The following is a 25,347-nucleotide window of genomic DNA, read 5'->3' as shown; positions in this document are numbered from 1 at the left end:
AAGTCGCTGATGAAGCAAAACGCCCGATGTTATGCAGCGGGCGTTTTGTTTTATTGGGCGTTTACCCTGTCTTTTGCGTAAGCCTGAACAGGCCGACCTGTGGCGCGTCACTGATCCAGTGCTGAGCAACAGTCCAGCCCGCTTCTGCGACCATGGCAGTAAAGGACTCGACACTGAATTTGTGTGAGTTCTCAGTGTGCAAGCTCTCGCCCTCGGCGAAGGTGAAGCGCTGGCCGGCAATGGTGACTGTCTGGCCGATCAAGCTCAGCAGGTGCATTTCCATACGCTGTTTGATGGGATTCCAACGCGCTTGGTGAGCAAAGTTGCTGAGGTCAAAGTCAGCCCCTAACTCGCGGTTTATGCGCACCAACAGGTTTTTGTTGAAGCTGGCCGTCACCCCTGCCGCATCATCGTAGGCCGATTCAAGGATGGCGGCCGGTTTGACCATGTCGACGCCGACGATAAATTGCGCGTCGTTGCCCAGTATGGTTTTTGCCGACTTTAGAAATGCCACGGCTTGTTGGTGGTTGAAGTTACCGATAGTCGAGCCGGGAAAGAAGCCTACCCGTGGGCGGTGGCTGATCGCAGCAGGCAGTGCCAGAGTGCGGGTGAAGTCGCCGGTTTGCGGTATCACACTCAGGGCAGGGTAGCGTTCGGTTAAGCGCTGCGCCGCTTGCTGCAGGGCATCCGGACAGATATCGATAGGCACGTAGGCCCCGAGGTGCGGCGCGGCATCCAGCAGCAAACAGGTTTTATCGCTGGCACCGCTGCCGAACTCGACCAGCGCGCTGCCGGGGGCGAAAGTGGCGGCGATCTCACCGGCAACTGCACTGAGTAAACGGGTCTCGGCGCGTGTTGGATAGTATTCTGGCGTTTTACAGATCGCTTCGAACAGCTCAGAGCCGGTGGCATCATAGAAATATTTGGGCGGAATGCTTTTATGGTCGGCCGCCAAGCCGTTCAACACATCACGACGAAATGAGCTGTGGTCGTCGGTGATGACTTTTTGACAGTCGCGCGCCAAGCGCAGGCCATTCAACACCCAGCGCTTTTCCGGATGGAAAAAATTGCGATAGCTCAAGCGGGTATGGCCAGGGCTGGTGAAATTGGCCCCGCCGCGCAAGACCATCTGGTTGATCATGAATTTGCCGTTGTACTCACCCACAGCGCCCGGCGCAGGGCGGAATCCGGGGTAGGGGCTGTAAGGGCTCTGGGTCCATTGCCACGCTACATCATCGACCTGCTGCAGGTAGCCGGATTGTGCGGCGGCCTCCCATTCTGCTTCGGTTGGCAAGCGTGCCTCGGCCCAGCAAGCAAAGGCTGCAGCTTCGTAGTAGCTGATATGAGTAACTGGCGCGTCCAGGTCGATAGGTTCTAAGCCGCGCAGGCTCATTTGGCTCCAGCCTTGGCCAGGCTGCCAGTAAAAGGGTGACTGCCATTGCTGGCTGCTGACGATGTCCCAGCCTTCAGCCAGCCACAATTCCGGACGCGAGTAGCCACCGTCATCCATAAATGCCAGCCATTGGCCGTTGGTTACCAGACGATCGCTAATTTCAAATGGCTGCAAGTAGGTGGTGTGTCGCGGGCCTTCGTTGTCAAACGCAAAGCCTTCGCCTTGCTGACCAATCTCCACCAGGCCACCCGCATGGGCCTTGAACTGACCTTTGCGACCGCCAGGCGTTTTTGGCCAGCGCCGGTCGTACTCCGGTTTCAGTGAAGAGGTGCTGAACAGGTGCAGAATATCCATCAGCAACAGCTCTTGATGCTGTTCCTCGTGCGCCAAGCCCAGTTCTATGAGTTTGTGGTTGGCTGCGCTAGGCGGGGTTTGCAGTAACGCGTTCATGTGCTGATCAACATGTTTGCGGTAGGCGAGCACATGATCGGCGCCGGGGCGGGTCATCAGCCCGCGCTCGGGGCGCGGATGACGTGGGCCCAACGCTTCGTAATAGGAGTTGAACAGGTAACTGAAGCTGGGATCGAATGCGCTGTAATTGGCTAGCTGCGGGGCGAGCAGAAAGGTCTCGAAAAACCAGCTGGTATGCGCGATGTGCCACTTTGCCGGGCTGGCATCCGACATCGACTGCACCACCATGTCTTCCGCACTGAGCGGCGCGATCAAGGCTTCAGTGCGGCCTCTGACGTCGAGGTAGCGATCCAGCAATTCATTATGGGCGTGCTTTGGCTTTAGGGCTCTTAATGTGCTGCTCATCAACGAGAGTCTCCGCGGGTAAGGCTGGTGATTGTTGAGGCTGGCTTCTCTGTAGCGTTACAGCTTGGGTCTTGAGAGGTCTGATCTGCCGCGAGCAGGCACACGATGCGGCAAGTTGAATTGGTGAAACGCCTCAGTCCTTGAATAAATGTGAGTCGTTTATTGGCAGAAGGTTTCAGTAAAATAAGGCAACCTGAAGCCCACCTGCAGTGGTTCATCAGCTTGGCACAAGATTGGGAGTTGGCAAACGACGGTGCAAAAAAGCTGCTCGCGCAACTCGCGTGTGGCAAGCCTAGGCTTGACCACCAGCGTTGGAGGTTTGACGAGGGCTCAATGGAAAAGGGGAGTGGACAAAAAAGGCTCTGCCCACCCCACCCAATCATGCTTGATAGCAAATGTGCCCGTCGACCAAGGTGTAGCGCACGGCGCTTGGCAGGCAATGGCCAATAAACGGGCTGTTGCTGCCCTTCGAGAACCAGGTTTCACCCGCAAGGGTTGCAGCTTCTGGATCAAACAGCAAAATGTCAGCCGCTTGGCCGGCCGCTAGCGTACCCGCTGGCAGGCGCATCGCTTCAGCAGGACCAATGGTCAAACGCTGAAGTAAGGTCGGCAGGTCTATCAAGCCGTCCTGAACCAGGGTCATCGCCAGGGGCAGCAACAGTTGAACACTGCTGATACCGGGTTCCGTGGCACCAAATGGCGCCAGCTTGGCATCTGCTTCATGGGGTTGGTGGTGGCTGGAAATCGCCTGAATCGTGCCGTCTTTGACTGCTTGGCGCAGGCCTTCGCGATCTTTCTGGGTACGCAGTGGTGGCTGCACGTGGTACAGGCTGGAGAAGCCCTGCAGGGATTCATCAGTGAGAATCAGTTGGTACAACGCCACGTCAGCGGTGATCTTCAGTCCACGTGCTTGGGCATCGGCAATCAACTCAGCGCCGCGTGCACTGGTCAATTGGCTGAAGTGTGCACGCACGCCGGTTTGCTCAACCAGCAGCAGATTGCGGGCGAGGGCGACGGTTTCAGCCGTTTCAGGAATACCCGGCAAACCGAGGAAACTGGCGGTGGCACCTTCGTGGGCCAAGCCGCCTTCTGCAAGGTCGTGATCCTGTGAGTGGAAAATTACGGTCAGGTCGAATGTGGCAGCGTATTCCATTGCGCGGCGCAGGGTGCGGCTATTGCGAAAGCAATCCAGACCATTGCTGAACGCCACGCAACCGGCATCCCGCAGCGCCACCAGTTCAGCCAGTTGTTCGCCTTCCAGGCTTTTGCTCAGGGCGCCAATCGGAAAGACTTTGGTGTGGCCGGCTTCGCGGGCGCGGTCGAGAATCATCTCGGCTACCGCTGGCGTATCGAGGATCGGCTTGGTGAATGGCGGGCAGCACAGGCTGGTCACACCGCCTGCTGCAGCGGCGAGGGTTTCCGTGGCGATGCTGCCTTTACGGCTGTAGCCAGGCTCGCGCAGGGCGACGTTAAGGTCGACCAAGCCCGGCGCCGCCACTAAGCCCGTGGCGTCCAGGGTATGTTCAGCCACAAAGCCAGCGGGTGCCTGGCCAATGGCGACCAGCAAGCCGCCTTCGATAAACAGCTCGGTGACTTGGTCAAGGCCGCTACTTGGGTCGATTACTCGGGCGCCGAGGATACGGGTACGCATCAGTTCTGCTCCTCGGATTCTTGATTAAGTTGGCGTTGGGTATTTTGTCCGCTCATGGCCATCGACAGCACCGCCATCCGGATGGCAATGCCGTAAGTCACCTGATTGAGGATTACCGATTGCGGACCGTCAGCCACCGCGGACTCGATTTCCACACCGCGGTTGATCGGACCGGGGTGCATGACCAGCGCATCAGGCTTGGCCAGTTTCAGGCGTTGCTCCGTGAGGCCGAACAGGCGGTAGAACTCACCTTCGCTGGGCAGCAGGCCACCCTGCATGCGTTCCCGTTGCAGGCGCAACATGATCACCACGTCGACATCCTTGAGGCCGGCGTCCATGTCGCTGTAGGTGGTCACGCCGAATTGCTCAATGCCAACCGGCAGCAAGGTTTTCGGGGCGATCACGCGAATATCCGGGCAGCCCAGGGTTTTCAGGGCGATCATGTTCGAGCGGGCCACGCGCGAGTGCAGAATGTCGCCGACAATGGCCACCGAGAGATTCTCGAAGCTGCCTTTATGCCGACGAATCGTCAGCATATCGAGCATGCCTTGGGTCGGGTGCGAGTGGCGACCGTCGCCGCCGTTAATGATCGCTACATCAGGGCACACGTGCTCGGCAATAAAGTGCGCAGCGCCGGAGTCGCCGTGGCGCACCACGAACATGTCTGCCGCCATGGCTTCGAGGTTGCGCAGGGTGTCGAACAGGGATTCGCCCTTGCTGGTCGAGGAGGTCGACACGTTAAGCGTAATGACGTCAGCTGAGAGCCGCTGGGCTGCCAACTCAAAGGTGGTGCGGGTGCGCGTCGAGTTCTCGAAAAATACATTGCACACGGTCTTGCCGCGCAACAGCGGGACTTTTTTCACCGCCCTGGCGCCGACTTCGAGGAAGGAGTCGGCGGTGTCGAGGATCTCGGTCAGCAGCTCGCGAGGCAAATCATCGAGCGAAAGGAAATGGCGCAACTGACCTTGGTCATTGAGTTGCAGAGGTCGCTTGGCTTCTGTCGGCGTCATTGCGGTAGGGGTCTCAGTTTGTGAGCGTTTGCAGCTCAAGAGTGAGCGGAGTCGGGCCCGATAATTTTACCCGCTGGTCGGCAGGCAATGACAAGGTTGCGCCGACGACATCGGGGCGAATCGGTAAGTCGCGCGCATCTAGGTCGAGCAGGCTGACCAGGCTGATGCTGGCGGGGCGGCCATAGTCAAACAGCTCATTCATGGCTGCGCGGATAGTCCGCCCGCTCATAAGCACATCGTCGATCAACACGATATGCTGACCTTCGATCTCAAACGGTAGTTCAGATGGCTGGACTTGTGGGTGCAAACCGTTCTGGGTGAAGTCGTCGCGATAGAAGGAAACATCAAGAATGCCCAGCGGCTCTTGATTGCCGAGGGTTTCCAGCAGCGCCTGTGCAACCCATACCCCGCCGGTACGGATACCAATGAAGCGCGGCGTGGTGATCTGCCGCTTGTTCAGGTGGCTGATCAGTGCGCTGGCCATTTCAGGTAACAACTCAGCGGGGTTCGGTAAATTCATCACAAGCTCCTTGGGCGCTGAGCTGGGCTCAACCCGAAATATGTTCTTCCAGCCATCCTTCGAGCAGTAAGGCGGCGGCCAGTGCATCCACTGGGCGTTCGCGGTAACCGCTGTTTTGGCCTTGCTGTAAGCGCTCGCCTTTGGCCGCGTAGGTCGTCAGGCGTTCGTCATGGGTATGAACGGGCAGGTTAAAGCGGCCATTGAGGCGGCGTGCGAATTTCTCTGCACGCTCGCTCATGTCACTTGGGCTGCCGTCCATGTTCAACGGCAAGCCGACGACAATGGCGTCGGGCTGCCATTCACGAATTAGGGCTTCGACTTTTTGCCAGTCAGGCACACCGTTTTGCGCCTTGAGTATGCACAGCTCGCGGGCCTGACCGGTAATTACCTGGCCAACAGCGACGCCAATTTGTTTGGTGCCGTAATCGAAACCGAGCAATAAACGTAGGGGCTTGGGGCTACGCTCCATCAAGCATGTCCCGCTTGTGATGTCAGCAGGCTCAAATTAATGCCAAGCTGCGATGCGGCGGCGTTGAGGCGCTGATCAAAAGGCAGATCGAACAGGATATCCTGAGTCGCCGGGCAGGTAAGCCAAGCGTTTTCGGCGATCTCGGTTTCTAACTGACCGGCATCCCAGCCTGCATAGCCGAGGGTGATCAGGTATTTGTCAGGGCCGGTGCCTGCGGCAATCGCAAACAGGACATCTTGCGAGGTGGTCAGGCCCAGCTCACCCAGCTCGAGTGTGGCTTGGTAATGGTCGCCGGCAGGGTGCAAAACAAAGCCGCGATCTGTCTGCACAGGGCCACCGCTAAAAATTGGCAGGCTCTCGCAGATAATCGGCGGCTCGCTTTCTTCGCTGAGTTGTTCGAGTACATCCGCAAGGTTCAGGCCGCTTGGGCGGTTGATTACCAGCCCCATTGCGCCCTGATCGTTGTGCTCAACGATGTAGGTGACGGTTTGCGCAAAATGCTCATCGTCCATGTGGGGCATGGCGATTAGCAGTTGGTGTTTGAGGTAGCTTGGGCTGGCATCTTTCATGGGCGCTAGCTTAAAGCCTGCGACCTGAGCCGGGAAGCCAAAACACGGTTTTCCTTAACGCGGTTGTGATAATTCGTCGACTAAGGGGATAAACAGACCAGTCAGACTTAGTTGCTCGACAAGCGGTCGCCGCGTTCAAAGCGCCATGTACGGATGATTTCCAGGCGATCGGCGTCGGCCAAATCACCGCTGAAAGGGGCATAAGGTGCGGCCAGGCGGACAATGCGCAGCGCCGCTTTGTCGAGCATGGGTTGGCCGGAAGACTCCAGCACCAGTACTTCATGCAGGCTGCCGTCACGGTTGATCGATACCAACATGCGCAGGCTGCCGTAGATCTGCTTGCGGCGGGCGTCGTCTGGGTAATTGAGGTTGCCGATACGCTCAACCTTCTTGCGCCATTCATCTTTGTACCATGCACCTTTGTCGCGCATGGTCGAGGCGGCATTGAGGCGGACAATCTTCGGCCGTTTGGCATATTGCTGAACATCTTGCGCAAGTTCGGCCTCAAGGCTGGCGATTTCAGTGCTCAGTTGTTCGCGGTCGAAGGTCGGTGCGTCGCGGGTTGGTTCGACTTGCTTGACCTTCTCTTGCTTGGCCTGGACTTTCTGCGGTCGTGGTTTTTGGGTGGCAACAACCTTTTTCGGCTCTTGTTTGCGCACTGGCGGTGGTTGCGGCGCGGCAGGCGGCGTTACATGTTTGACTTGGGTGTCCTGGAATGGCGCTTGTTCCGTGGTTTTCGGCGCGGCCTTGTGCTCTAGCGTGCCGCTGCCCTGCTGGTTGTCTTGGGCCAGGAAGTCTGCCTCTTTGGGCTTTTCTTCACTTTTAAAGGTCGACAGGGTGATTTCCAGTGTTTTGCTGATGGTCACCGGATCAGCCAGGGTGAAGCTCAAGCCGAGAATCAGCGCAACGTGCAGCACGGCAGCAAGAAACAGGGTGAAGCCTAGTCGGTCCGCTGGCTTGACTGCAGAAGATGAGGTGTTTGTCGGTTTGGCTGTAGGTTTCATCAATATAAGGTTCAGCTCGGAATGCCGCGCAGTCTGCCGACTAGAGGCCATGACCTGCAAGTTCCAAGTTCAAAGCTGCTACCTGCTTCAAACTTGTTGGGGAATTTACAGTCACCATTTATGCCTGTCTATTCGAGCATGGGCTGAACAATGGTGGCTAAGTTTCGCGTTAGCCACCAAGGCACTCAGAGTCGCTTGGTTTATCTGGCGGCGAGTTTTTCGGCAATCACATCCATCAGTCGTTCAGCGATTTTTGTGTCATAGGCGGCATCAATTTCGCGGATGCAGGTCGGGCTGGTGACATTGATTTCGGTCAGGTTATCGCCAATTACATCCAGACCAACGAACAGCAAGCCTTTCTCCCGCAGCGTTGGGCCAATGCCATGGGCAATTTCCAGATCTCGCTCGCTCAGAGGGCGGGCTTCGCCACGTCCGCCTGCGGCAAGGTTGCCTCGGGTTTCGCCGGCTGCCGGAATTCGCGCCAGGCAATAAGGCACAGGTTCGCCGTCAATCATCAGAATACGCTTGTCGCCCTCGAGAATGGCTGGCAGGTAACCCTGCGCCATAATTTGCTGAGTGCCATGGGCGGTCAGGGTCTCGAGGATCACCGAAAGGTTTGGGTCACCTTGGCGGTGGCGGAAAATCATCGAGCCGCCCATGCCATCGAGCGGTTTGAGAATGATGTCGCCTTGCTCTTTGGCAAAGTCACGCAGGATATCGGCGCGCCGGCTGACAATGGTTTCCGGCGTGTACTGCGGGAATTGCGTGGCGAACAGCTTTTCGTTGCAGTCACGCAGGCTTTGCGGGCGGTTGACCACCAATGTGCCAGCGTTCTCGGCCTGTTCGAGCAAATAAGTGGCGTACACAAACTCATTGTCGAACGGCGGGTCCTTGCGCATCAGGATCACATCAAGGTCCGACAGCAGCATGTCCTGCTCGGCGCCTAATTCAAACCAGTGATCCGGGTCATAAAACACTTTCAGCGGGCAAACGCGGGCACGGGCCTGGCCTTTGGCTTGGTGTAAATCTTTGACTTCCATGTAAAACAACGACCAGTCGCGCGCCTGGGCGGCGAGGAGCATGGCCAGGGAGCTATCCTTCTTGAAGGATATCTGCGCGATAGGGTCCATGACTATGCCAACACGAATGGTCATGTGTTTTTCTCCGTAAAGTCACAATGTGAGCTGTAAATAAGGTGTTGGAGACTATCACGAGGCCTTTAATGGCTGCTGATTGTGTAGTCGTTCAAGGAAAAAACCTTAGCAGTCGGTAGCTTATAGCTTGCGTGTAGAGACTGTGTTAAAAAGGCCTGATGATCAGGGTAACAATCTATTGGCGTCAGATGTAAGCCGCCAATGTTAGGGAGCCTGCTCAAAGGCTGAGTCCGCAATGCTCACACGCAATAAACAGTTTAGTACCGACAGCTAAAGCTGGAGGTTTGATGGTGTTTACTGGGTTTTGACGCGACATCAATTGATGGGCGGTCGAGCTGAACTGGCTCCGGCAGAAAAATAACGACTCACCGAGGCGATGGTAGGGCAAACATGGAACAGCATTCCGAGGGTTTGAGGGTAATGGTCATTGACGATTCGAAAACGATTCGTCGAACCGCAGAAACCCTGCTCAAAAAAGTGGGTTGCGATGTAATTACTGCAGTAGATGGTTTTGATGCGTTGGCAAAAATTGCCGATACTCATCCGAACATTATTTTTGTAGACATCATGATGCCGCGTCTTGATGGTTATCAGACCTGTGCTCTGATCAAAAATAACAGCGCATTCAAATCCACGCCGGTGATCATGCTGTCCTCCAAGGATGGGCTGTTCGATAAAGCCAAAGGCCGCATTGTGGGTTCTGACCAGTACTTGACCAAACCCTTCAGTAAAGAAGAGTTGCTCGGTGCGATCAAAACTCATGTGCCTGACTTTATGCCGGTGGAACAAGCATCCTGATATCTGCCCGTATCTCTGCAGATGTCCATTAAGTAGTGGGAAACACCATGGCTCGAATTCTGATTGTTGATGACTCTCCGACCGAGATGTACAAACTGACCGCCATGCTGGAAAAGCACGGTCATGAAGTATTGAAGGCGGAAAATGGCGCTGATGGCGTCGCTCTGGCTCGCCAGGAAAAACCTGACGCGGTATTGATGGATATCGTCATGCCGGGCCTCAACGGCTTCCAGGCGACACGCCAGTTGACTAAAGATGCGGACACCAATCACATTCCTGTGATTATCGTCACCACCAAAGATCAAGAAACTGACAAGGTTTGGGGTAAGCGCCAAGGCGCTAAAGACTATCTGACCAAGCCGATTGATGAAGACACGCTGCTGAAAACGCTGAATGCTGTGCTGGCCGGTTAATTCCGCGCCAGTTGGCAAACTCTAACCATAAGGCTGCAGTGGGCATGTCTGACGTACAAACTCCTTTTGAGCGACTTCTCGAAATCGACCAGCGTTGCCGTGCGCTAGCGGCTGGCTTGCCTATGCAGCAAGCCGCCCAGCAGACATGGAGCGGTATCGGTTTTCGGATGGGAGAGCGTTTGTTCGTTGCACCGATGGGTGAGGTCGGTGAGGTGTTGCACGAACCACGGTACACCTTGTTGCCAGGCGTTAAGAGCTGGGTCAAGGGTGTGGCAAACGTGCGGGGTCGCTTGCTTCCAGTGATGGATCTATGCGGCTTTTTAGGTAATGAGCTGTCGCCACTGCGTAAGCAGCGACGGGTACTGGTGGTGGACCATCAAGAGATTTTTGCCGGCCTCACGGTCGACGAAGTCTTTGGTATGCAACACTTTTCTGTGGATGCTTTTTCTGAGCAGTTACCGCCACTTGAAGCATCGGTAGCACCGTTTATCCATGGCGTCTTTCAACGCGAGCAAGCCTGGTTAGTGTTCAGCCCTTTTGCGCTGGCACAAAATCCGGATTTTCTAGCGGTAGCATTTTAATAAGATTTTCGGTTGGGTCGGCTTTGCCGGCCTTTTGGCGTTATATGGGAACCGTAGTGCGGTCGGTCCAGGCGGGGGCCAGATAATGAAAAAACTAAATGCAGGCAAATTATTCGCGGGTACGCGCAGCAGTACGCTGATTTTGGGGCTGTTTATCGTCCTGATCGTGTCAGTGGTGTTGTTGTTCGTTAACTTCGCCTATATCAACACCCAGTCCAACTACGATACGGAATACATTGGTCACTCCGGTGAGCTGCGTGTTTTGTCCCAACGTATTGCTAAAAACGCCACGGAAGCAGCAACAGGTACGCCTGAAGCCTTCGGTTTGTTGCGTGATGCACGCAACGACTTCCAGAAGCGCTGGGCAATTCTGACCGATGGCAACGCAGAAAGCGGCTTGCCGCCTGCTCCAGAGTTGGTGCAGCCGCGAATGGCGGCTGTGCAGAAAGACTGGGACAGCTTGCGTAAAAACACTGACTCCATTCTGGCCAGTGAGCAAACGGTTCTGTCGCTGCACCAGGTAGCCGCCACATTGGCTGAAACCATTCCCCAGCTGCAGGTCGAGTACGAAGAAGTCGTCGACATTCTGCTGGAAAGTGGTGCGCCAGCGGCTCAGGTCTCGGTTGCCCAGCGTCAGTCGTTGCTGGCTGAACGTATCCTGGGTTCGGTAAACAAGGTGCTGGCCGGTGATACTGACTCGGTGCAGGCAGCGGATACCTTCGGCCGTGACGCCAGCCTTTTCGGCCGCGTATTGAGCGCGATGCTGGAAGGCAACGCTGCCATGGAAATCACCAAGGTAGACGATAAGGAGGCGCTTGATCGTCTCGGTGAGATTTCCGAACTGTTCGAATTCGTATCGGGTTCGGTAGACGAAATCCTCGAAACGTCGCCAGAGCTGTTCCAGGTTCGTGAATCGGCGAACTCGATCTTTACTGTTTCGCAAACCCTGCTCGATAAAGCCTCTGATCTGTCGACAGGCTTTGACGGTCTGGCTGACAGCCGTCAGATCAACACCCTGATTGGTTATGTACTGGGCTTGCTGGTACTGGCTTCGATCATCCTGATCGGTATCGTGATGGTCCGCTCGACTAACCGTCGACTGGCTGAAACTGCTGAGAAGAATGACCGTAACCAAACGGCAATTTTGCGACTGCTCGATGAAATTGCCGACCTTGCGGACGGTGACTTGACGGTGGCAGCAACGGTAACCGAAGACTTCACCGGTGCCATCGCTGACTCCATCAACTACTCCATCGACCAACTGCGTGATCTGGTTGCGACGATCAACTTGACCGCCGTACAGGTAGCCGGTGCTGCGCAGGAAACCCAAGCCACGGCGATGCACCTGGCCGAGGCCTCTGAGCATCAGGCGCAAGAAATTGCCGGTGCCTCTGCTGCGATCAACGAAATGGCTGTGTCGATTGACCAGGTATCGGCGAACGCCTCGGAATCGTCTGCCGTAGCAGAGCGTTCGGTAGCCATCGCCAACAAAGGTAACGAGGTGGTGCACAACACCATCACCGGCATGGATAACATTCGTGAACAGATCCAGGACACTTCGAAGCGGATTAAACGCCTCGGTGAATCGTCCCAGGAGATCGGTGACATCGTTAGCCTGATTAACGACATTGCTGACCAAACCAACATTCTCGCCCTTAACGCTGCAATTCAGGCTTCCATGGCCGGTGATGCCGGTCGAGGCTTCGCCGTAGTAGCGGACGAAGTACAGCGCCTTGCAGAACGTTCCTCTGCTGCGACCAAGCAGATCGAGGCACTGGTCAAGACGATTCAGACCGATACCAACGAAGCGGTAATTTCGATGGAACAGACCACCTCTGAAGTGGTGCGCGGTGCACGTCTGGCGCAGGACGCCGGGGTTGCACTGGAAGAGATCGAGAAAGTATCCAAGACCCTCGCGGCCTTGATTCAGAACATCTCCAACGCCGCACGTCAGCAGGCTTCGTCTGCGGGTCACATCTCCAACACCATGAACGTGATTCAGGAGATCACCTCGCAAACGTCGTCCGGTACCACCGCAACCGCAAAGAGCATTGGTAACTTGGCCAAAATGGCCAGTGAGATGCGTAAATCGGTATCCGGCTTTACCTTGCCGGAAGGGGAGCAGGCTTAATCGATGGCTGCGCAGCGGCTTGCAAAGGTCGCTGCCCGGAGCCCTGGGACTATGACCGAACGTCACGACAATGCGCTGGGTGCTTGGGCCTTGCAGCCGGTTATGGAAATGTCTATCGACGAATTCCATAACTGGCAGACGCTGCTCGAAGATCGCACGGGTGTGGTGATTCAGGAGCGGCGCAAGGCATTTTTGCAGACCAACCTGAGTTCGCGGATGCGTGAACTGGGCGTTCGTGATTACGCTGACTACTATCGTCAGGTAACTGGCGGGCCGCGTGGCGCGGTCGAGTGGTCGCTGCTGTTGGATCGGTTAACGGTACAGGAAACCCGGTTTTTTCGTCACCGCGCTTCATTTGACGTGCTTGAGCGTTACCTGCAATCAAGGTTGCAGCAACCGTTGGCTAAGCCGTGGGAATTCTGGAGTGTAGGTTGCTCCAGTGGTGAAGAGCCTTATTCATTGGCTATCACCGCCGCCCAGGTCCTTGAGAATGCTGGGCTACCTGCACATTTTGCGGTCACCGGCACCGACATCAGCCTCAATGCGTTAAGTAAGGCCCGTGAAGGACGTTTTGCAGCCCGCAGGCTTGAGCAATTAGAGACACATATCGCTCAGCGGTATTTTTCAACTGAGCCCGATGGCAGTCTCAAAGTATTACCGGAACTGGCGTCGCAAGTGTGTTGCGCCAAGCTCAATGTGCTGGAGTTGGCGAAAGCGCCAATGGCCGGTATGGACGTTATTTTTTGTCAGAACTTGTTGATCTATTTTCGTCGCTGGCGTCGCCGAGAGATCCTCAATTGCCTGGCGGAGCGCCTTGCACCGGGTGGTCTGCTGGTTATTGGGGTCGGTGAAGTAGCGGGTTGGCAGCATCGGGATTTAATACCGGTCGCCGACGAGCGAGTTCTGGCGTTTACCCGTAAGGGCAAGGTATGAGCGGAGTGACTATGGGTGATCGGCACGACTATGTCGCCCTGGAGTGGGTCAAAGGCGAAGTAGCAGAAACCCTGAAACAGGCACGTCAGGCGCTTGAGTCGTTCGTCGAGAACCCTCAAGACCCTACGCGCATGCGTTTCTGTTTGACCTACGTGCATCAGGTACACGGTACCTTGCAGATGGTTGAGTTCCACGGCGCGGCGTTGCTCGCGGAAGAGATGGAGCACCTTTCGCAGGCGTTGATGGAAGGCCGCGTCGGTAACCAGGGCGAAGCGCTGGAAGTGCTGATGCAGGCGATTCTGCAGATGCCTGTGTATCTGGACCGCATCCAGACGGCGCGTCGCGACCTGCCGATGGTGGTGTTGCCGCTGCTGAACGACCTGCGCTCGGCACGTGGTGAAAAGCTGCTGTCCGAAACCAGTCTGTTCGCCCCGGATATGTCGTCGCTGGCGCCTGCGCTTTCCAGTGAATCCTTGGCTGAGCGATACAGCCCTGAGCTGCCGGGCTTGCTGCGCAAGCTACGGCAAATGCTGCAGATGGCGTTAGTCGGTGTGCTGCGTAATCAGGACCTGCCAACCAACCTCGGTTATATGGCGCGGGTATTTGCGCGGCTTGAGTCATTGTGCAAAGACGCACCTCTTGGCGCGTTATGGCAGATCGCCTCAGGCGTTATCGAAGGCCTTGCCAGCGGCAGTATCGCTAACGGCAGTTCGGTGCGCGCGTTGCTGCGAGAGGTCGATAAAGAACTCAAGCGGTTGATGGTTCAGGGTGCAGAAGGTTTTAACCAGCCTGCGCCGGAAGAGCTGATCAAGAACCTGCTGTTCTACGTGGCCAAAGCCAACAACAGAACGCCACGTATTGCCGCCATCAAGGAGCAATTCCGTCTGGACGATGCACTACCAGACGATGAAACGGTTGATGCTGAGCGCGCGAGCTTGGCAGGCCCGGATCGTAACGCCATGCGTTCTGTGGTCGGGGCGCTTTGTGAAGAATTAGTTCGGGTTAAAGACAGCCTTGATTTGTTTGTGCGCAGTGACCGTGCACAGATTGCCGAGCTGGACTCCTTACTGGCCCCGCTCAAGCAAATATCTGACACCTTGGCGGTGCTTGGTTTTGCCCAGCCGCGTAAAGTCATCATTGACCAGCTGGCGGTGGTACAGGACCTCGCTCAAGGCCGGCGTGAGCCGAGCGACGCGGTATTGATGGATGTGGCTGGTGCGCTGCTGTACGTTGAAGCGACGCTGGCGGGCATGGTTGGCCCGTCTGATGAGGGCGGCGGTGAAGAAAGTCATCTGCCAACCACCGATGTGGCGCAGATTCACCAGCTTGTGATCAAGGAAGCGCGTACCGGCCTTGAACAAGCCAAAGATGCCATTATCGAATTCATTGCTTCGCAGTGGAATCATGACCACCTCGCCCGCGTGCCTGAGCTGCTGACGCAAGTGCGTGGTGGTCTGGCAATGATTCCTCTCGATCGTGCCGCGCAGCTGCTCAATGCCTGCAACCGCTACATTCAGGAGCAGTTGTTGGCGCGCAAGGCAGTGCCGAACTGGCAAAGCCTCGACACCTTGGCCGACGCCATTACCAGCGTTGAGTATTACCTGGAGCGCCTTGGTGATGACCACGCCAGCCAAGGTAATCTGATTCTCGATGTGGCTGAAGAAAGCCTCGAAAGTCTGGGTTATCCGCTGACCGAAAAGCCTTCGATAATTGACCAGCCAGCCGTCGCAGAAACGACCGATCTTGCGCCGCTGGATGAGCCGGAAGCCGAATCAGTCGCCGAACCGCAAGCACCTGAAGCAGCCGAATCAGGCGCTGAATTCGATCTCGGCGAGCAGGCATTGCCGACTGAATTTGATCTGGATCTCAATGCGCCCGATATCGAGCCTTTGGCCAATCCACTGGACGATATTGAAGTCATCAGTGCTGAATCTCTAGACGAGCCAGCGTTCGACTTGGATGACCTGTCCTTTGATGCGGCCCTCGAACAACAGCTAGATGCCGAGTTGCCGACCGCTGCTGACACCTTGCCGCCAGCAGAAGAAGCGCCTGTTGATTTCGCTTCGCTGGAGGATTTGAGTGATGAGTTTGCCGGACTTGATTCCGATAACAATGATCTGAAATTTGATCTGGCCGACATCACCCCGGTTGAAAGTAATCCCGAGAACGATATCCAACTGGTCGATTTCGATTTTGCTGAATTTGAGTTTGACTCAGCCGAGTCGCCGGTGGATGAACAGCTGCCCACTTTGCAGCTTGATGAAGCGCCTACGTTCACCTTGGATGATCCTGAGCTGCAGCTTGAACCCTTCAGCCTCGACTCGTTAGAGCCGCAAGCCAGCTGGAATGATGAAGATATAGCTGCGCTCGGTCTGCCAGATGTTGAGCTGCCGAGCCTGAGCGAGCCACAGCCTGATCCTGTTGACGAGGCTGAAAAGCCACTGTCGATGGCGGAGGTCATGGCTGCGCCGGTGCAGTTGGTAAATCCACCCGCTCACGACGTTCCGCCCAGCCTGTTGCCGCCGCCAGCCGATGAAGAGCCTTTTGATGATGAGCTGGCCGAAGTCTTTATCGAGGAAGCGGGTGAAGTACTCGAAACCATTGCCGAGTTCTATCCGCTGTGGTGCGCCGACATCCAGAATAAAGATGCACTGATTGAAGTGCGTCGGGCTTTCCACACGCTCAAGGGCAGTGGCCGGATGGTCCGCGCGTTGATTATCGGCGAGTTGGCTTGGTCGATTGAAAACCTGCTCAACCGCGTGCTCGATCGCAGTATCGAACCTGATGCAGATGTGCAGCAGGTGATTACCGATGTCATCAGCCTGATTCCTGAACTGGTCAGCGAATATGCTGACAAAGCCCAGCGTCAGCGTGACGATGTGGACCTGTTGGCGATGACGGCCCACGCATTGGCCAAAGGTCAGCGGGTCAATCGACCTGTGGCCACCGAATCTGTTGAAATGCCAGTTGCGCCCTCTGACGAGGCGGCAAGCGAACGCGATGAAATGCTCGACCCGCAATTGCTGGATATTTTCCGCAGCGAGGCCGAAACCCATCTCGATACCCTGCTGCGCTTCTTGGCCGATTGCGAGCGAGAGTTGCCACAACCGGTTACCGATGACCTCCAGCGCGCTTTGCACACCCTTAAAGGCAGCGCCTATATGGCCGGCATTCTGCCGGTTGCCGAGATTGCCGCGCCGCTGGAAAAGCTGGTTAAAGAATTTAAAACCAACCTGATTGCCCTGGATCTCTCCGAGGCTGATCTGCTGCGCCGTGCGGAACAGTTGTTCCGACTTGCATTGGCTCAGCTTGAAGACAATCCATTGGCCGCTTTGCCGGGCGCGCAAGCCTTTCTCGATGATGTGCAGAAGCTGCATCAAGATCGCCTCGATTCGGCAGAGAACAGCCGCAAGGGTGAATTGGGCGAGGTGCGTGATCCGCAGTTGATCAGTATCTTCCTGGCTGAAGGTATCGACATTCTACTGGATGCCGAGAAGCTGCTGCGCAATTGGCGCGAGCATCCATTCGAGCGTCAGGAACTCAGCGCATTGCTCGACGAGCTGACCATGCTTGGGCGTGGCGCGGATATGGCCGAGCTGCCGCAAATTGATGAGCTGTGCGAAGCCCTGCTCGATCTCTACGGCGCTGTAGAAGAAGGCCGGCTGGCGGTAAGCGAGCGCTTCTTCAGTGAGGCTGAACTTGCCCACGAAGCGCTGATGGGCATGATGGACCAAGTCGCCGCCGGCCTGCAGGTCAGCGCTGAGCCACAGCGAGTTGAAGCGCTGCGGGTTTTACTCAGTGAGGCGCTCGACCCGGCTAAGCTGGCACTGTTGTCGAGCGATGGTGACAATGGCATTGAAATTGTTGAACTGGATGAAGCAACAGCAGCGCTGCATGCCCAGACAGACACCGATGCGCTTGAGGATTTGCCTGAAGAACCAAGCTTTGAGCTGCCCGAAGGCTCAGCAGAATCCACGGCAGAGGATGAGCTTGGGTCGTTAGCGCAACCCCTTGAGCCGGAGCCATCACCGAGCAACGATGCCTATGAGGCGTTGGACGAGGAGATGGTTGAGATCTTCCTTGAGGAAGCGGTCGACCTGCTTGATAGCGCCAGCCTTTCGCTCGATCAGTGGCTGGCCAATCCTGACGACAAAACACCGTTGCACGCGCTGTATCGCGACCTGCACACCCTCAAGGGTGGTGCGCGCATGGCGAATATCAAGCCAGTGGGTGATCTCGGTCACGAACTGGAAACGCTGTACGAGCGGCTCGTTGATGGTCGACTCAAAGCGGCGCCTGAACTGAACGGGTTGCTCCAGCAAAGTCACGACCGCCTGGCCGTGCAAGTCGAGCAAATGCAGGCACGGACCAACATGGCCCTGGCCGACGATTTGATCGCCGCCATTCAGGCCTTTATTCGCGGTGATCAGCCGGCCGCTGCCGGTCCTGCCGAGCCACTGATGCTTGATGAGCCTGAAGAAGAGCTCGAGCAAGTTGCCGAGCTGTCTACTGGCTCCGAAGCAGAAGTAGAAGCTGAAGCTGAGCCTGCGCAGGACCTGCCCGCAGAGCCTGAAGCTGAGCTTGAGCAAGATGTGACTGACGCTGAACGGGTCGATTCTGCTGCCGATGAACCAGAGGCTGAAGTTTCAGAACTTGAGCCTCTGGACGATGTGTCCGATTTGGCAGAGCCACAGGACGTTGCGCCGGCAGAGCTGGAACCTGCCAGTGAAAGCGACTTTGATTTGCCTTTGGTAGATGAGAACAATCAAGGCGAGCCGACTGAATCAGCGTTACTTGATCTCGACATGTCAGGCCCCTTAGATAATCTGATCGCGGGGCAAATGCCAGTCGCGGAGGTTGCTGAAGAGCGTGATCAGGAGCTGGTTGATATCTTCCTCGAGGAAGGTTTCGATATCCTCGAAAGTTCGGCTGCTGCTTTGCAGCGCTGGGTCAACGATGTTGATAACAGCCTTGAGCTGGAAGCACTGCTACGCGACTTGCACACGCTTAAGGGCGGTGCGCGCATGTCCGAAATCGCTGAAGTCGGCGATCTCGCCCATGAACTCGAATTCCTTTATGAAGGCCTGAGTGATGGCCGCCTGCGGGCGAGCCCTGAACTCTTCACCTTGCTGCAAGCGTGTCACGACAGCCTTGCCTCCATGCTCGAAGCTGTGCGTGACCAGCGTCCGGTGCCGAACGGCGCTGACTTGATTGCGGCCATCAAGCAGTTTCGCAGCAACCCGGGCCAGCAACTGAGTATGCCGTCCAGCGTACATTTGCAGGCAGCTGAAGCGGATGAAACCGGCGAAGAGTCAGACATCCTCGATATCTTCCTTGAAGAGGCAGATGACCTGCTGGAATCAATGGAAGTTGCGATTGGTCGCTGGGACGTAAACCGTGATGACAGCAGTGCGGTTGATGACATCCTGCGTGTGTTGCACACCTTGAAAGGTGGTGCGCGTCTGGCCGGTTTGAAACGTCTTGGCGATCAGAGTCACGACATCGAACAGCACCTGAGTGAAGCGCAGCAACAACCGAGACCATGGCCGGAAAGCATTTATCTCGATGTGCAATCGGGTTATGAAGGGCTGGTCAACGAGCTTGACCTGCTGCGTGAGCGGCTGGCCAATGAACCGCTGGATGATCAGGTTGAAGCGCCCCAAGCGCCTGCTGATTATCAGTCAAACTTGGCTGCGCCGATTGTTGCGGCCAGTGCCATGCCCGCTCAGGAACTGGTCAATAAGGTTTTACCTTTTGTCCGCCGTGCTCAAGAAGCCGCGCAAGAGGCCGCATCACGGCGGGCGCCGCAAGAACTGGTGAAAGTGCCTGCTGAATTGCTCGAAGGCCTGGTGAACTTGGCGGGTGAGACCTCAATCTTCCGCGGCCGGGTTGAACAGCAGGTCAGCGACTTTGGTTTCACCCTTAGCGAGATGGAATCGACCATCGACCGGGTGCGTGACCAGTTACGTCGTCTTGACACAGAAACCCAGGCGCAGATTCTCAGCAGCTATCAAGCGGAAGCTGAGCGTTCCGGCTATGAAGATTTCGATCCGCTGGAAATGGACCGTCACTCACAGCTGCAAACCCTGTCGCGTGCACTGTTTGAGTCGGCATCCGACTTACTCGATCTGAAAGAAACCCTGGCCGCGCGTAACCGCGACGCGGAAACCCTGCTGCTGCAACAAGCGCGGGTTAACACCGAACTGCAAGAAGGGCTGATGCGTACACGCATGGTGCCATTTGAGCGTTTGGTGCCGCGTCTGCGCCGAATCGTCCGTCAAGTGGCGGGTGAACTGGGCAAGCAAGTCGAATTTGTTGTCGGCAATGCCGACGGCGAGATGGACCGTACCGTGCTTGAGCGTATCGTCGCGCCGCTGGAACATATGCTGCGTAACGCCGTGGATCACGGAATTGAATCAGCCGACGCGCGCCGCGCTGCGGGTAAACCTGCACAAGGTACGATTCGCCTGAGTCTGGGCCGTGAGGGAGGTGATATCGCCCTGACCCTGACCGATGATGGCGGCGGTATCAATCGCGATGCAGTGCGCCGCAAAGCCATTGAACGTGGCCTTATGGATGCCGACTCGGACCTGAGCGATTACGAGGTGCTGCAGTTTATTCTTGAGGCGGGTTTCTCCACCGCCGAGAAAGTCACGCAGATATCCGGCCGTGGCGTTGGTATGGATGTGGTGCATTCCGAGGTCAAGCAACTCGGTGGCTCCATGAGCATCGACTCGACAGCGGGAGTGGGCACCAGCTTCCTGATTCGTCTGCCATTTACTGTGTCGGTTAACCGGGCATTGATGGTGTATTCGGGTGAAGACCTCTACGCCATTCCGCTCAATACCATTGAAGGTATTGTGCGGGTTTCGCCTTACGAGCTTGAAGCCTATTACGCGCCGGATGCGCCGCGCTTTGAGTACGCCGGTCAGGCCTATGAATTGCGTTATCTCGGCGACCTGCTCAATAACGGCCAGCAACCCAAGCTGGTTGGGCAAAGCTTGCCGTTGCCGGTCATCCTGGTGCGTTCGAGTGAGCACACCGTCGCGGTCCAAGTGGATTCGCTGGCGGGTTCCCGTGAGATCGTGGTTAAGAGCCTTGGCCCGCAGTTCGCTGGGGTCCACGGTATTTCCGGTGCGACCATCTTGGGTGACGGTCGTGTGGTGGTGATTCTCGACTTGCTGGCAACCATTCGTGTGTTGCACGCGCATTTGCTTAACCAGTTGCAGCCGCGCCTGGTTAATCAGCGCGCCACTGATGCCGAAATCGAGGCGGATCGGCCAACCCTGGTAATGGTGGTGGATGACTCGGTCACAGTGCGTAAAGTGACCAGTCGCTTGCTTGAGCGTAACGGCATGAACGTGCTGACCGCCAAGGACGGTGTAGACGCCATCTCGCTGCTGCAAGAACACAAGCCGGACATCATGCTACTGGACATCGAAATGCCGCGTATGGATGGTTTCGAAGTGGCAACCCTGGTTCGACACGATTCACGCTTGAAGGATTTGCCCATCATCATGATCACCTCGCGTACTGGTGAAAAACACCGCGAGCGAGCGCTGAGCATTGGCGTCAACGAATACCTCGGTAAGCCGTACCAAGAATCGCTCTTGCTAGAGAGCATCCATCAGCTGGTTAAGCGCACATGACCGAGAAGGCCACCGCTCGCATCGCCGTAATTGCCGATACCTCCTTGCAGCGCCATGTGCTGCAGCAGGCGTTGGCGGGCAGTGGCTACGAAGTGGTCATGAACAGCGATCCGGCGCGTCTTGATGAAGCGGCGTTGCAGGCCTGTGAAGCTGACTTGTGGTTGGTCGACCTGGCGCAGTCAGATGACTCGCCCCTGGTTGATAACCTGCTTGAGACGACTTCCGCTCCAGTGTTATTTGGCGAAGGCCACGCGCCTGAACGCCACTCCGAGAATTATCCGCGCTGGGAACGCAGCCTGTTTGCCAAGCTTAAAAAGCTGGTGGGTGACCCATCGAAAGCAGTCGGGCCAACGCTTGAGGCGTTGCTCAGCGAAGCGCAGCGACCGAACCGTTTAGAGCTGCCGCAGGTGCTGGCTGATTCGCAACTGGTGGTGGGCGAGCCTGCCAAGCAAGTTTGGTTGCTGGCGGCATCAATGGGTGGGCCCGGCGCAGTGAAAGCTTTTCTGGATGCCTTGCCCGGCGGCCTGCCAGTTGGGTTTATCTACGCACAACACATCGACGCCAGCTTTGAGACTGTATTGCCGCAAGCGGTTGGCCGGCACAGCCAGTGGCATGTCAATCCGGCGCGTCAGGGTGACAGCGTGCGGTGCGGCGAAGTCATTGTGGTACCGATTACCCGTGAGCTTGAGTTCGCCAGTGATGGCACGATGAACATTACCGAGCGTGCCTGGCCCGAACCCTACAGCCCATCAATTGATCAGATGATGTTGAATCTGGCCCAGCAGTTCGGCGATCAATGCGGGGTTATCGTGTTTAGCGGTATGGGCAGTGATGGCAGTGCCGCAGGCGCCTATGTTAAACGGCAAAATGCCCTGATCTGGACCCAGCGCAGCGATACCTGCGTATGCCCAAGCATGCCCGACAGTTTGCGTGAAGCAGGTTACAGCGATTACACCGCTGACCCTCGTGAACTGGCGCTCGGGCTGGTTAATTATCTGGCAGAGCAGTGCCGTAAATCTGCAGCGAACGCCTGATTAGGACTTTGAAATGAGCCAAGCAATAACCAGCGAAAACAGCGTCACTAACCTCACATGCCTGGCTATTCCGCTGGCTGATCGCACCTTGTTGCTGCCCAACGTGGTGGTGGCTGAGTTGATTCCTTACCGCGCACCGCAAACCAGTGCCGGCATGCCAGCATGGTTTCTCGGGCAAATTAACTGGCGCGACCTGCGTTTGCCGCTGCTGTCTTTTGAAGCCGCGAGTGACGGTCAGGCACAGATTGGCGGTAATGCGCGGGTGGCGGTCATCAACGCAGCGGGCGGTCGCGACAAAGTCAAGTTTATGGCCTTGTTGGTGCAGGGTATTCCACGCTCGGTGAAGGTCGCCAGCGACTTGATCAAAGCAACCGACGCAACCCTGGCTCCGTTGGAATTGGATGCCGTCCAGATGGGTGATGATGTGGTGAAAATCCCCGACCTGATCGGCCTTGAGCAATTGCTGGAGGATGCCGGGCTGATCTGAGCCTGTGTCCCAACGACAAACGCCAGCATCTGCTGGCGTTTTATATTGGGGGTGGGGTTAGAAATCGCCCCATAACTGCTGCGCAACACTTAATGCCACCACGGGCGCAGTCTCGGTACGCAATACGCGGGGGCCAAGGCGCGCCGCATGAAACCCCTGCGCTTTAGCCTGATCGACCTCAGCTTCGTTCAAGCCGCCTTCCGGGCCAATCAAGAATGCCAGCGACTGTGGCTTGGCATGACTCTCCAGTGGTTCAGCCACCGGGTGCAGTACCAGTTTCAACTCGCTGTCTATCTGACCCAGCCAGTCACTCAGGCTGATCGGTGGATGGATAACCGGCACCACTGAACGGCCGCACTGCTCGCAAGCACTAATCGCCACTTGGCGCCAATGGCTCATGCGCTTGTCGGCACGATCATCCTTCAGTCTGACCTCGCAGCGTTCACTGATAATCGGGCTGATTTCGGTTGCACCTAACTCCGTTGCTTTTTGAATCGCCCAATCCATCCGCTCACCACGCGACAACCCCTGACCTAGATGAATGCTCAAAGGCGACTCCGGTTGCCCGGCGATGCGCTCGCGCAGATCAACCCGAACCGTCTTTTTACCGACCTCAATCAGTTCGCCAAGGTACTCATCGCCGCTGCCATCAAACAGCTGCACCCCATCACCCACACCGTGGCGCAGCACACGGCTGATGTAATGCGCATGGGCCTCCGGCAAAGCATGTTGGCCAATGGAGAGCGGAGCATCGATAAAAAAACGAGATAGGCGCATGGCTGAACAGGTAATTGAACACAGGGATGCGCAGTTTAGCGTGTTTGGCCGGGCAGTTGGGGTGGTGCAGATGACGACTGCGTGCCTGACATCTCTGGCCTGCGATATGCCGGGAATATTCCGTAAATTTATAGCTGCGGGCTGAACATCGATTAGGACATAACTTTTGGTTGGTCTTGGAGAAAAGGCAACAGATTAGGGATTAGGATATTTAGATTAAACGTGGTCTGTCCCCTATTATTCCTCTGTTGTAAAGTCCCCGGTTGTAGCGCTGCCAGATGGCCAATTCGTAAGAACAGTTGATGTGGGTCGGACTGTTGGTACTACTACATTGAAGGATGGCGGCATTCCTACGTCTGTGATAAAGGTATTCACCGATAAAGCAGGGAATTTAATTACAACCTTCCCGGTTAAGGTGGGCAACTGATGCATACTCTACCCTTAAAAATATGGCATGAATTCCAGTCGGTAGTGGAAACTCTAAGTGACGAAACACCTTCGAGGCAAGTTCTTGAAGTAATACTATTTTGGATGAGAAGTAACCGTAAGCATCTTACCGGTGAGCCGTTTTCGGTCTATGGGTTCGATAGCCTTGCAAAAATAGATGAGAGGGAGATTCCAGTTGAATACTCTTCCTTTAAGGTAAGTGATTTAATTAATTTCAAGAGTATTGTTTTGAAACGTCAGGCTCGAGATGTAGATTCGATTGCGAGATTCTTACGCGATACGATTGAGGAGCTGGCAGCTGTCGAAGTTGATGAGCAATGCCCCAGATGTGAGTCTGAGGGAATGCGCGCGTTTATAGGTAAGTACAATGGATTGCTGGCTTATCAGTGTAACGTCTGTGGGTACTCCCATTATTCAGATGGATCTAGGGTTGAGAACGGTGGATTAGAGTTTGCGAGTGAGAGGCAGTTGCGAGAGCTTGGCCTGATTTAATGGTGCAAAAGCGACAGCTATCGAGTTTTTGCCCAAGGCTCCTCGAAATAGTGCAGGGCAAATTGAGGCTAATATTACCCAGCGCAGCGCTATAAAAACGCGTGAGTCTAGTGGGTACAAGAAAACAATCTCTCAGGATGGCACGGTGACTGTGTTAACAAATGGTAAAGCAAAAAGGGGATAGATTTATTTTATAGTCTGTTTTCTGTTTTCTGTTTTCTGTTTTCTGTTTTCTGTTTTCTGTTTTCTGATTTTGTCGTTAGTTTTCAGTGTTGTAGTCTTTCAAGGATGGAGGACAAATTTTGCCAAGGATTGTTCGTGTCGTATTACCAAATTACCCGCACCATGTGGTGCAGCGGGGCCACAATCGGCAGGTGGTTTTTGCTGCCGATTACGATTATCAGCGCTACCTGACTGACTTGCGTGAACTCAAAGATGCATTTGGCGTAAAAGTTTATGCCTATTGCTTGATGACTAACCATGTTCATCTTTTGCTCGTACCGGGTGATTCGGCGGCCGGGCTTGGTCAGTTGATGAAAGCATTGGCCGCAAGAGCCACGCGTTATCGCAATCGCATAGAAAGGCGTTCTGGGATACTATGGGAAAGTCGCTATAAGTCCAGTGTAGTGCAGTCAGACACATACTTACTTGCCTGCGCTCGCTATATAGAACTAAATCCAGTGCGCGCCCGTATGACTGCTGAAGCAGGTGATTACGCATGGTCAAGCTACTGTGAGCGCATAGGACAAGATACCGGCAGCGGTTTACTTGATACTGATCCCTGCTTTTTAGCGTTGGGCTGTGATCACGACGAGCGTTGCGAGCGGTATAAATCCTTTGTGAAGCAAGGCATGCGCACTGATGAAATCTGCCTAATTCGTAACGCACTTCAGCGCGGGCAGCTAACAGGCAACAAGCGATTTATTGATGAAATCGAGCTGGTCACGGGACACCGAATAGAGCAAAGGGGCCAAGGACGACCGAAGAAAAACATTAAAAAATAAATCTGTCCCCTTTTC

Annotated in this window: 20 protein-coding genes; 11 read left to right on the top strand and 9 right to left on the bottom strand. The window is 55.7% G+C overall.

The window, feature by feature from the left end; all coding sequences use genetic code 11:
* Window positions 1-61: 61 nt before the first annotated feature.
* The 8 genes from egtB to gshB form a co-directional block, all read right to left on the bottom strand.
* Window positions 62-2,209 (bottom strand): ergothioneine biosynthesis protein EgtB, encoded by a 2,148-nt coding sequence (egtB, locus tag AACY09_RS17115; protein ID WP_339489710.1) that lies wholly within the window; start codon window positions 2,207-2,209, stop codon window positions 62-64.
* A gap of 379 nt (window positions 2,210-2,588) precedes the next feature.
* On the bottom strand, window positions 2,589-3,860 hold the full coding sequence (locus AACY09_RS17110) for a dihydroorotase (protein WP_339489708.1): 1,272 nt from the start codon (window positions 3,858-3,860) through the stop codon (window positions 2,589-2,591).
* Complete coding sequence (locus tag AACY09_RS17105) at window positions 3,860-4,870, bottom strand: aspartate carbamoyltransferase catalytic subunit (protein WP_339489706.1); 1,011 nt, start codon at window positions 4,868-4,870, stop codon at window positions 3,860-3,862. The genes AACY09_RS17110 and AACY09_RS17105 overlap by 1 nt, the downstream gene beginning before the upstream one ends.
* Window positions 4,871-4,883: 13 nt before the next feature.
* Complete coding sequence (gene pyrR, locus AACY09_RS17100) at window positions 4,884-5,390, bottom strand: bifunctional pyr operon transcriptional regulator/uracil phosphoribosyltransferase PyrR (RefSeq protein WP_339489705.1); 507 nt, start codon at window positions 5,388-5,390, stop codon at window positions 4,884-4,886.
* Window positions 5,391-5,418: 28 nt separating this feature from the next.
* Window positions 5,419-5,859, bottom strand: coding sequence for a Holliday junction resolvase RuvX (gene ruvX, locus AACY09_RS17095; RefSeq protein ID WP_339489702.1), 441 nt, complete (start codon window positions 5,857-5,859; stop codon window positions 5,419-5,421).
* Entirely contained in the window at window positions 5,859-6,428 is a 570-nt protein-coding gene (locus AACY09_RS17090) for a YqgE/AlgH family protein (protein WP_339489700.1), read from the bottom strand. The genes ruvX and AACY09_RS17090 overlap by 1 nt, the downstream gene beginning before the upstream one ends.
* Before the next feature lie 107 nt (window positions 6,429-6,535).
* Window positions 6,536-7,435 (bottom strand): energy transducer TonB, encoded by a 900-nt coding sequence (locus tag AACY09_RS17085; protein WP_445323873.1) that lies wholly within the window; start codon window positions 7,433-7,435, stop codon window positions 6,536-6,538.
* A gap of 197 nt (window positions 7,436-7,632) precedes the next feature.
* Window positions 7,633-8,586, bottom strand: coding sequence for a glutathione synthase (gshB, locus tag AACY09_RS17080; RefSeq protein WP_339489695.1), 954 nt, complete (start codon window positions 8,584-8,586; stop codon window positions 7,633-7,635).
* A 390-nt stretch (window positions 8,587-8,976) separates the two neighbouring features.
* Between gshB and pilG the strand changes: the two genes are divergently transcribed.
* The 8 genes from pilG (at window position 8,977) to AACY09_RS17040 (ending at window position 22,612) form a co-directional block, all read left to right on the top strand.
* Complete coding sequence (gene pilG / locus AACY09_RS17075) at window positions 8,977-9,384, top strand: twitching motility response regulator PilG (protein WP_339489693.1); 408 nt, start codon at window positions 8,977-8,979, stop codon at window positions 9,382-9,384.
* A gap of 47 nt (window positions 9,385-9,431) precedes the next feature.
* Window positions 9,432-9,797, top strand: a complete 366-nt coding sequence (pilH, locus tag AACY09_RS17070) for a twitching motility response regulator PilH (protein ID WP_010485677.1) — start codon at window positions 9,432-9,434, stop codon at window positions 9,795-9,797.
* A gap of 44 nt (window positions 9,798-9,841) precedes the next feature.
* Entirely contained in the window at window positions 9,842-10,378 is a 537-nt protein-coding gene (locus AACY09_RS17065; protein WP_339489690.1) for a chemotaxis protein CheW, read from the top strand.
* Between the two features lie 85 nt (window positions 10,379-10,463).
* Window positions 10,464-12,509 (top strand): methyl-accepting chemotaxis protein, encoded by a 2,046-nt coding sequence (locus AACY09_RS17060; RefSeq protein WP_339489688.1) that lies wholly within the window; start codon window positions 10,464-10,466, stop codon window positions 12,507-12,509.
* Between the two features lie 51 nt (window positions 12,510-12,560).
* Window positions 12,561-13,442: a CheR family methyltransferase gene (locus AACY09_RS17055; RefSeq protein WP_339489686.1), complete on the top strand. Its 882-nt coding sequence runs from the start codon at window positions 12,561-12,563 to the stop codon at window positions 13,440-13,442.
* 11 nt (window positions 13,443-13,453) lie between these two features.
* A complete protein-coding gene (locus tag AACY09_RS17050; protein WP_445323872.1) occupies window positions 13,454-21,091 on the top strand; it encodes an Hpt domain-containing protein in 7,638 nt (2,545 codons plus the stop codon).
* Window positions 21,088-22,125: a chemotaxis protein CheB gene (locus AACY09_RS17045; RefSeq protein ID WP_339489682.1), complete on the top strand. Its 1,038-nt coding sequence runs from the start codon at window positions 21,088-21,090 to the stop codon at window positions 22,123-22,125. The genes AACY09_RS17050 and AACY09_RS17045 overlap by 4 nt, the downstream gene beginning before the upstream one ends.
* A gap of 13 nt (window positions 22,126-22,138) precedes the next feature.
* Window positions 22,139-22,612 (top strand): chemotaxis protein CheW, encoded by a 474-nt coding sequence (locus AACY09_RS17040; RefSeq protein WP_339489680.1) that lies wholly within the window; start codon window positions 22,139-22,141, stop codon window positions 22,610-22,612.
* 57 nt (window positions 22,613-22,669) lie between these two features.
* Here AACY09_RS17040 and AACY09_RS17035 read toward each other — a convergent pair whose 3' ends face one another.
* Window positions 22,670-23,389 (bottom strand): 16S rRNA (uracil(1498)-N(3))-methyltransferase, encoded by a 720-nt coding sequence (locus AACY09_RS17035; protein WP_339489679.1) that lies wholly within the window; start codon window positions 23,387-23,389, stop codon window positions 22,670-22,672.
* On the opposite strand from AACY09_RS17035, the gene AACY09_RS17030 reads away from it, so the two are divergent.
* From AACY09_RS17030 to AACY09_RS17020, 3 genes are all read left to right on the top strand, one after another.
* Window positions 23,388-23,534, top strand: coding sequence for a hypothetical protein (locus AACY09_RS17030; protein WP_339489677.1), 147 nt, complete (start codon window positions 23,388-23,390; stop codon window positions 23,532-23,534). The two genes, AACY09_RS17035 and AACY09_RS17030, sit on opposite strands and share 2 nt — an antisense overlap.
* 281 nt (window positions 23,535-23,815) lie before the next feature.
* Entirely contained in the window at window positions 23,816-24,328 is a 513-nt protein-coding gene (locus tag AACY09_RS17025) for a hypothetical protein (RefSeq protein ID WP_339489676.1), read from the top strand.
* A gap of 302 nt (window positions 24,329-24,630) precedes the next feature.
* The gene (locus AACY09_RS17020; RefSeq protein WP_339489675.1) at window positions 24,631-25,332 is read left to right on the top strand and encodes a transposase; all 702 of its coding nucleotides are present in this window, start codon (window positions 24,631-24,633) and stop codon (window positions 25,330-25,332) included.
* Window positions 25,333-25,347: the final 15 nt, after the last annotated feature.

It is taken from the genome of Pseudomonas sp. EL_65y_Pfl2_R95, from assembly GCF_963971045.1.
GTDB lineage: Bacteria > Pseudomonadota > Gammaproteobacteria > Pseudomonadales > Pseudomonadaceae > Aquipseudomonas.
Note: the sequence above shows the minus strand (reverse complement) of the source record. Positions and strands in the feature narration are given on the sequence as shown.

Excerpts from the sequence above, each read along its gene's own strand:
- egtB (WP_339489710.1), bottom strand. The coding sequence starts at position 2,209 with ATGAGCAGCACATTAAGAGCCCTAAAGCCAAAGCACGCCCATAATGAA.
- AACY09_RS17110 (WP_339489708.1), bottom strand. The coding sequence starts at position 3,860 with ATGCGTACCCGTATCCTCGGCGCCCGAGTAATCGACCCAAGTAGCGGC.
- AACY09_RS17105 (WP_339489706.1), bottom strand. The coding sequence starts at position 4,870 with ATGACGCCGACAGAAGCCAAGCGACCTCTGCAACTCAATGACCAAGGT.
- pyrR (WP_339489705.1), bottom strand. The coding sequence starts at position 5,390 with ATGAATTTACCGAACCCCGCTGAGTTGTTACCTGAAATGGCCAGCGCA.
- ruvX (WP_339489702.1), bottom strand. The coding sequence starts at position 5,859 with ATGGAGCGTAGCCCCAAGCCCCTACGTTTATTGCTCGGTTTCGATTAC.
- AACY09_RS17090 (WP_339489700.1), bottom strand. The coding sequence starts at position 6,428 with ATGAAAGATGCCAGCCCAAGCTACCTCAAACACCAACTGCTAATCGCC.
- gshB (WP_339489695.1), bottom strand. The coding sequence starts at position 8,586 with ATGACCATTCGTGTTGGCATAGTCATGGACCCTATCGCGCAGATATCC.
- pilG (WP_339489693.1), top strand. The coding sequence starts at position 8,977 with ATGGAACAGCATTCCGAGGGTTTGAGGGTAATGGTCATTGACGATTCG.
- pilH (WP_010485677.1), top strand. The coding sequence starts at position 9,432 with ATGGCTCGAATTCTGATTGTTGATGACTCTCCGACCGAGATGTACAAA.
- AACY09_RS17065 (WP_339489690.1), top strand. The coding sequence starts at position 9,842 with ATGTCTGACGTACAAACTCCTTTTGAGCGACTTCTCGAAATCGACCAG.
- AACY09_RS17060 (WP_339489688.1), top strand. The coding sequence starts at position 10,464 with ATGAAAAAACTAAATGCAGGCAAATTATTCGCGGGTACGCGCAGCAGT.
- AACY09_RS17055 (WP_339489686.1), top strand. The coding sequence starts at position 12,561 with ATGACCGAACGTCACGACAATGCGCTGGGTGCTTGGGCCTTGCAGCCG.
- AACY09_RS17050 (WP_445323872.1), top strand. The coding sequence starts at position 13,454 with ATGGGTGATCGGCACGACTATGTCGCCCTGGAGTGGGTCAAAGGCGAA.
- AACY09_RS17045 (WP_339489682.1), top strand. The coding sequence starts at position 21,088 with ATGACCGAGAAGGCCACCGCTCGCATCGCCGTAATTGCCGATACCTCC.
- AACY09_RS17040 (WP_339489680.1), top strand. The coding sequence starts at position 22,139 with ATGAGCCAAGCAATAACCAGCGAAAACAGCGTCACTAACCTCACATGC.
- AACY09_RS17030 (WP_339489677.1), top strand. The coding sequence starts at position 23,388 with ATGGCTGAACAGGTAATTGAACACAGGGATGCGCAGTTTAGCGTGTTT.
- AACY09_RS17035 (WP_339489679.1), bottom strand. The coding sequence starts at position 23,389 with ATGCGCCTATCTCGTTTTTTTATCGATGCTCCGCTCTCCATTGGCCAA.
- AACY09_RS17025 (WP_339489676.1), top strand. The coding sequence starts at position 23,816 with ATGCATACTCTACCCTTAAAAATATGGCATGAATTCCAGTCGGTAGTG.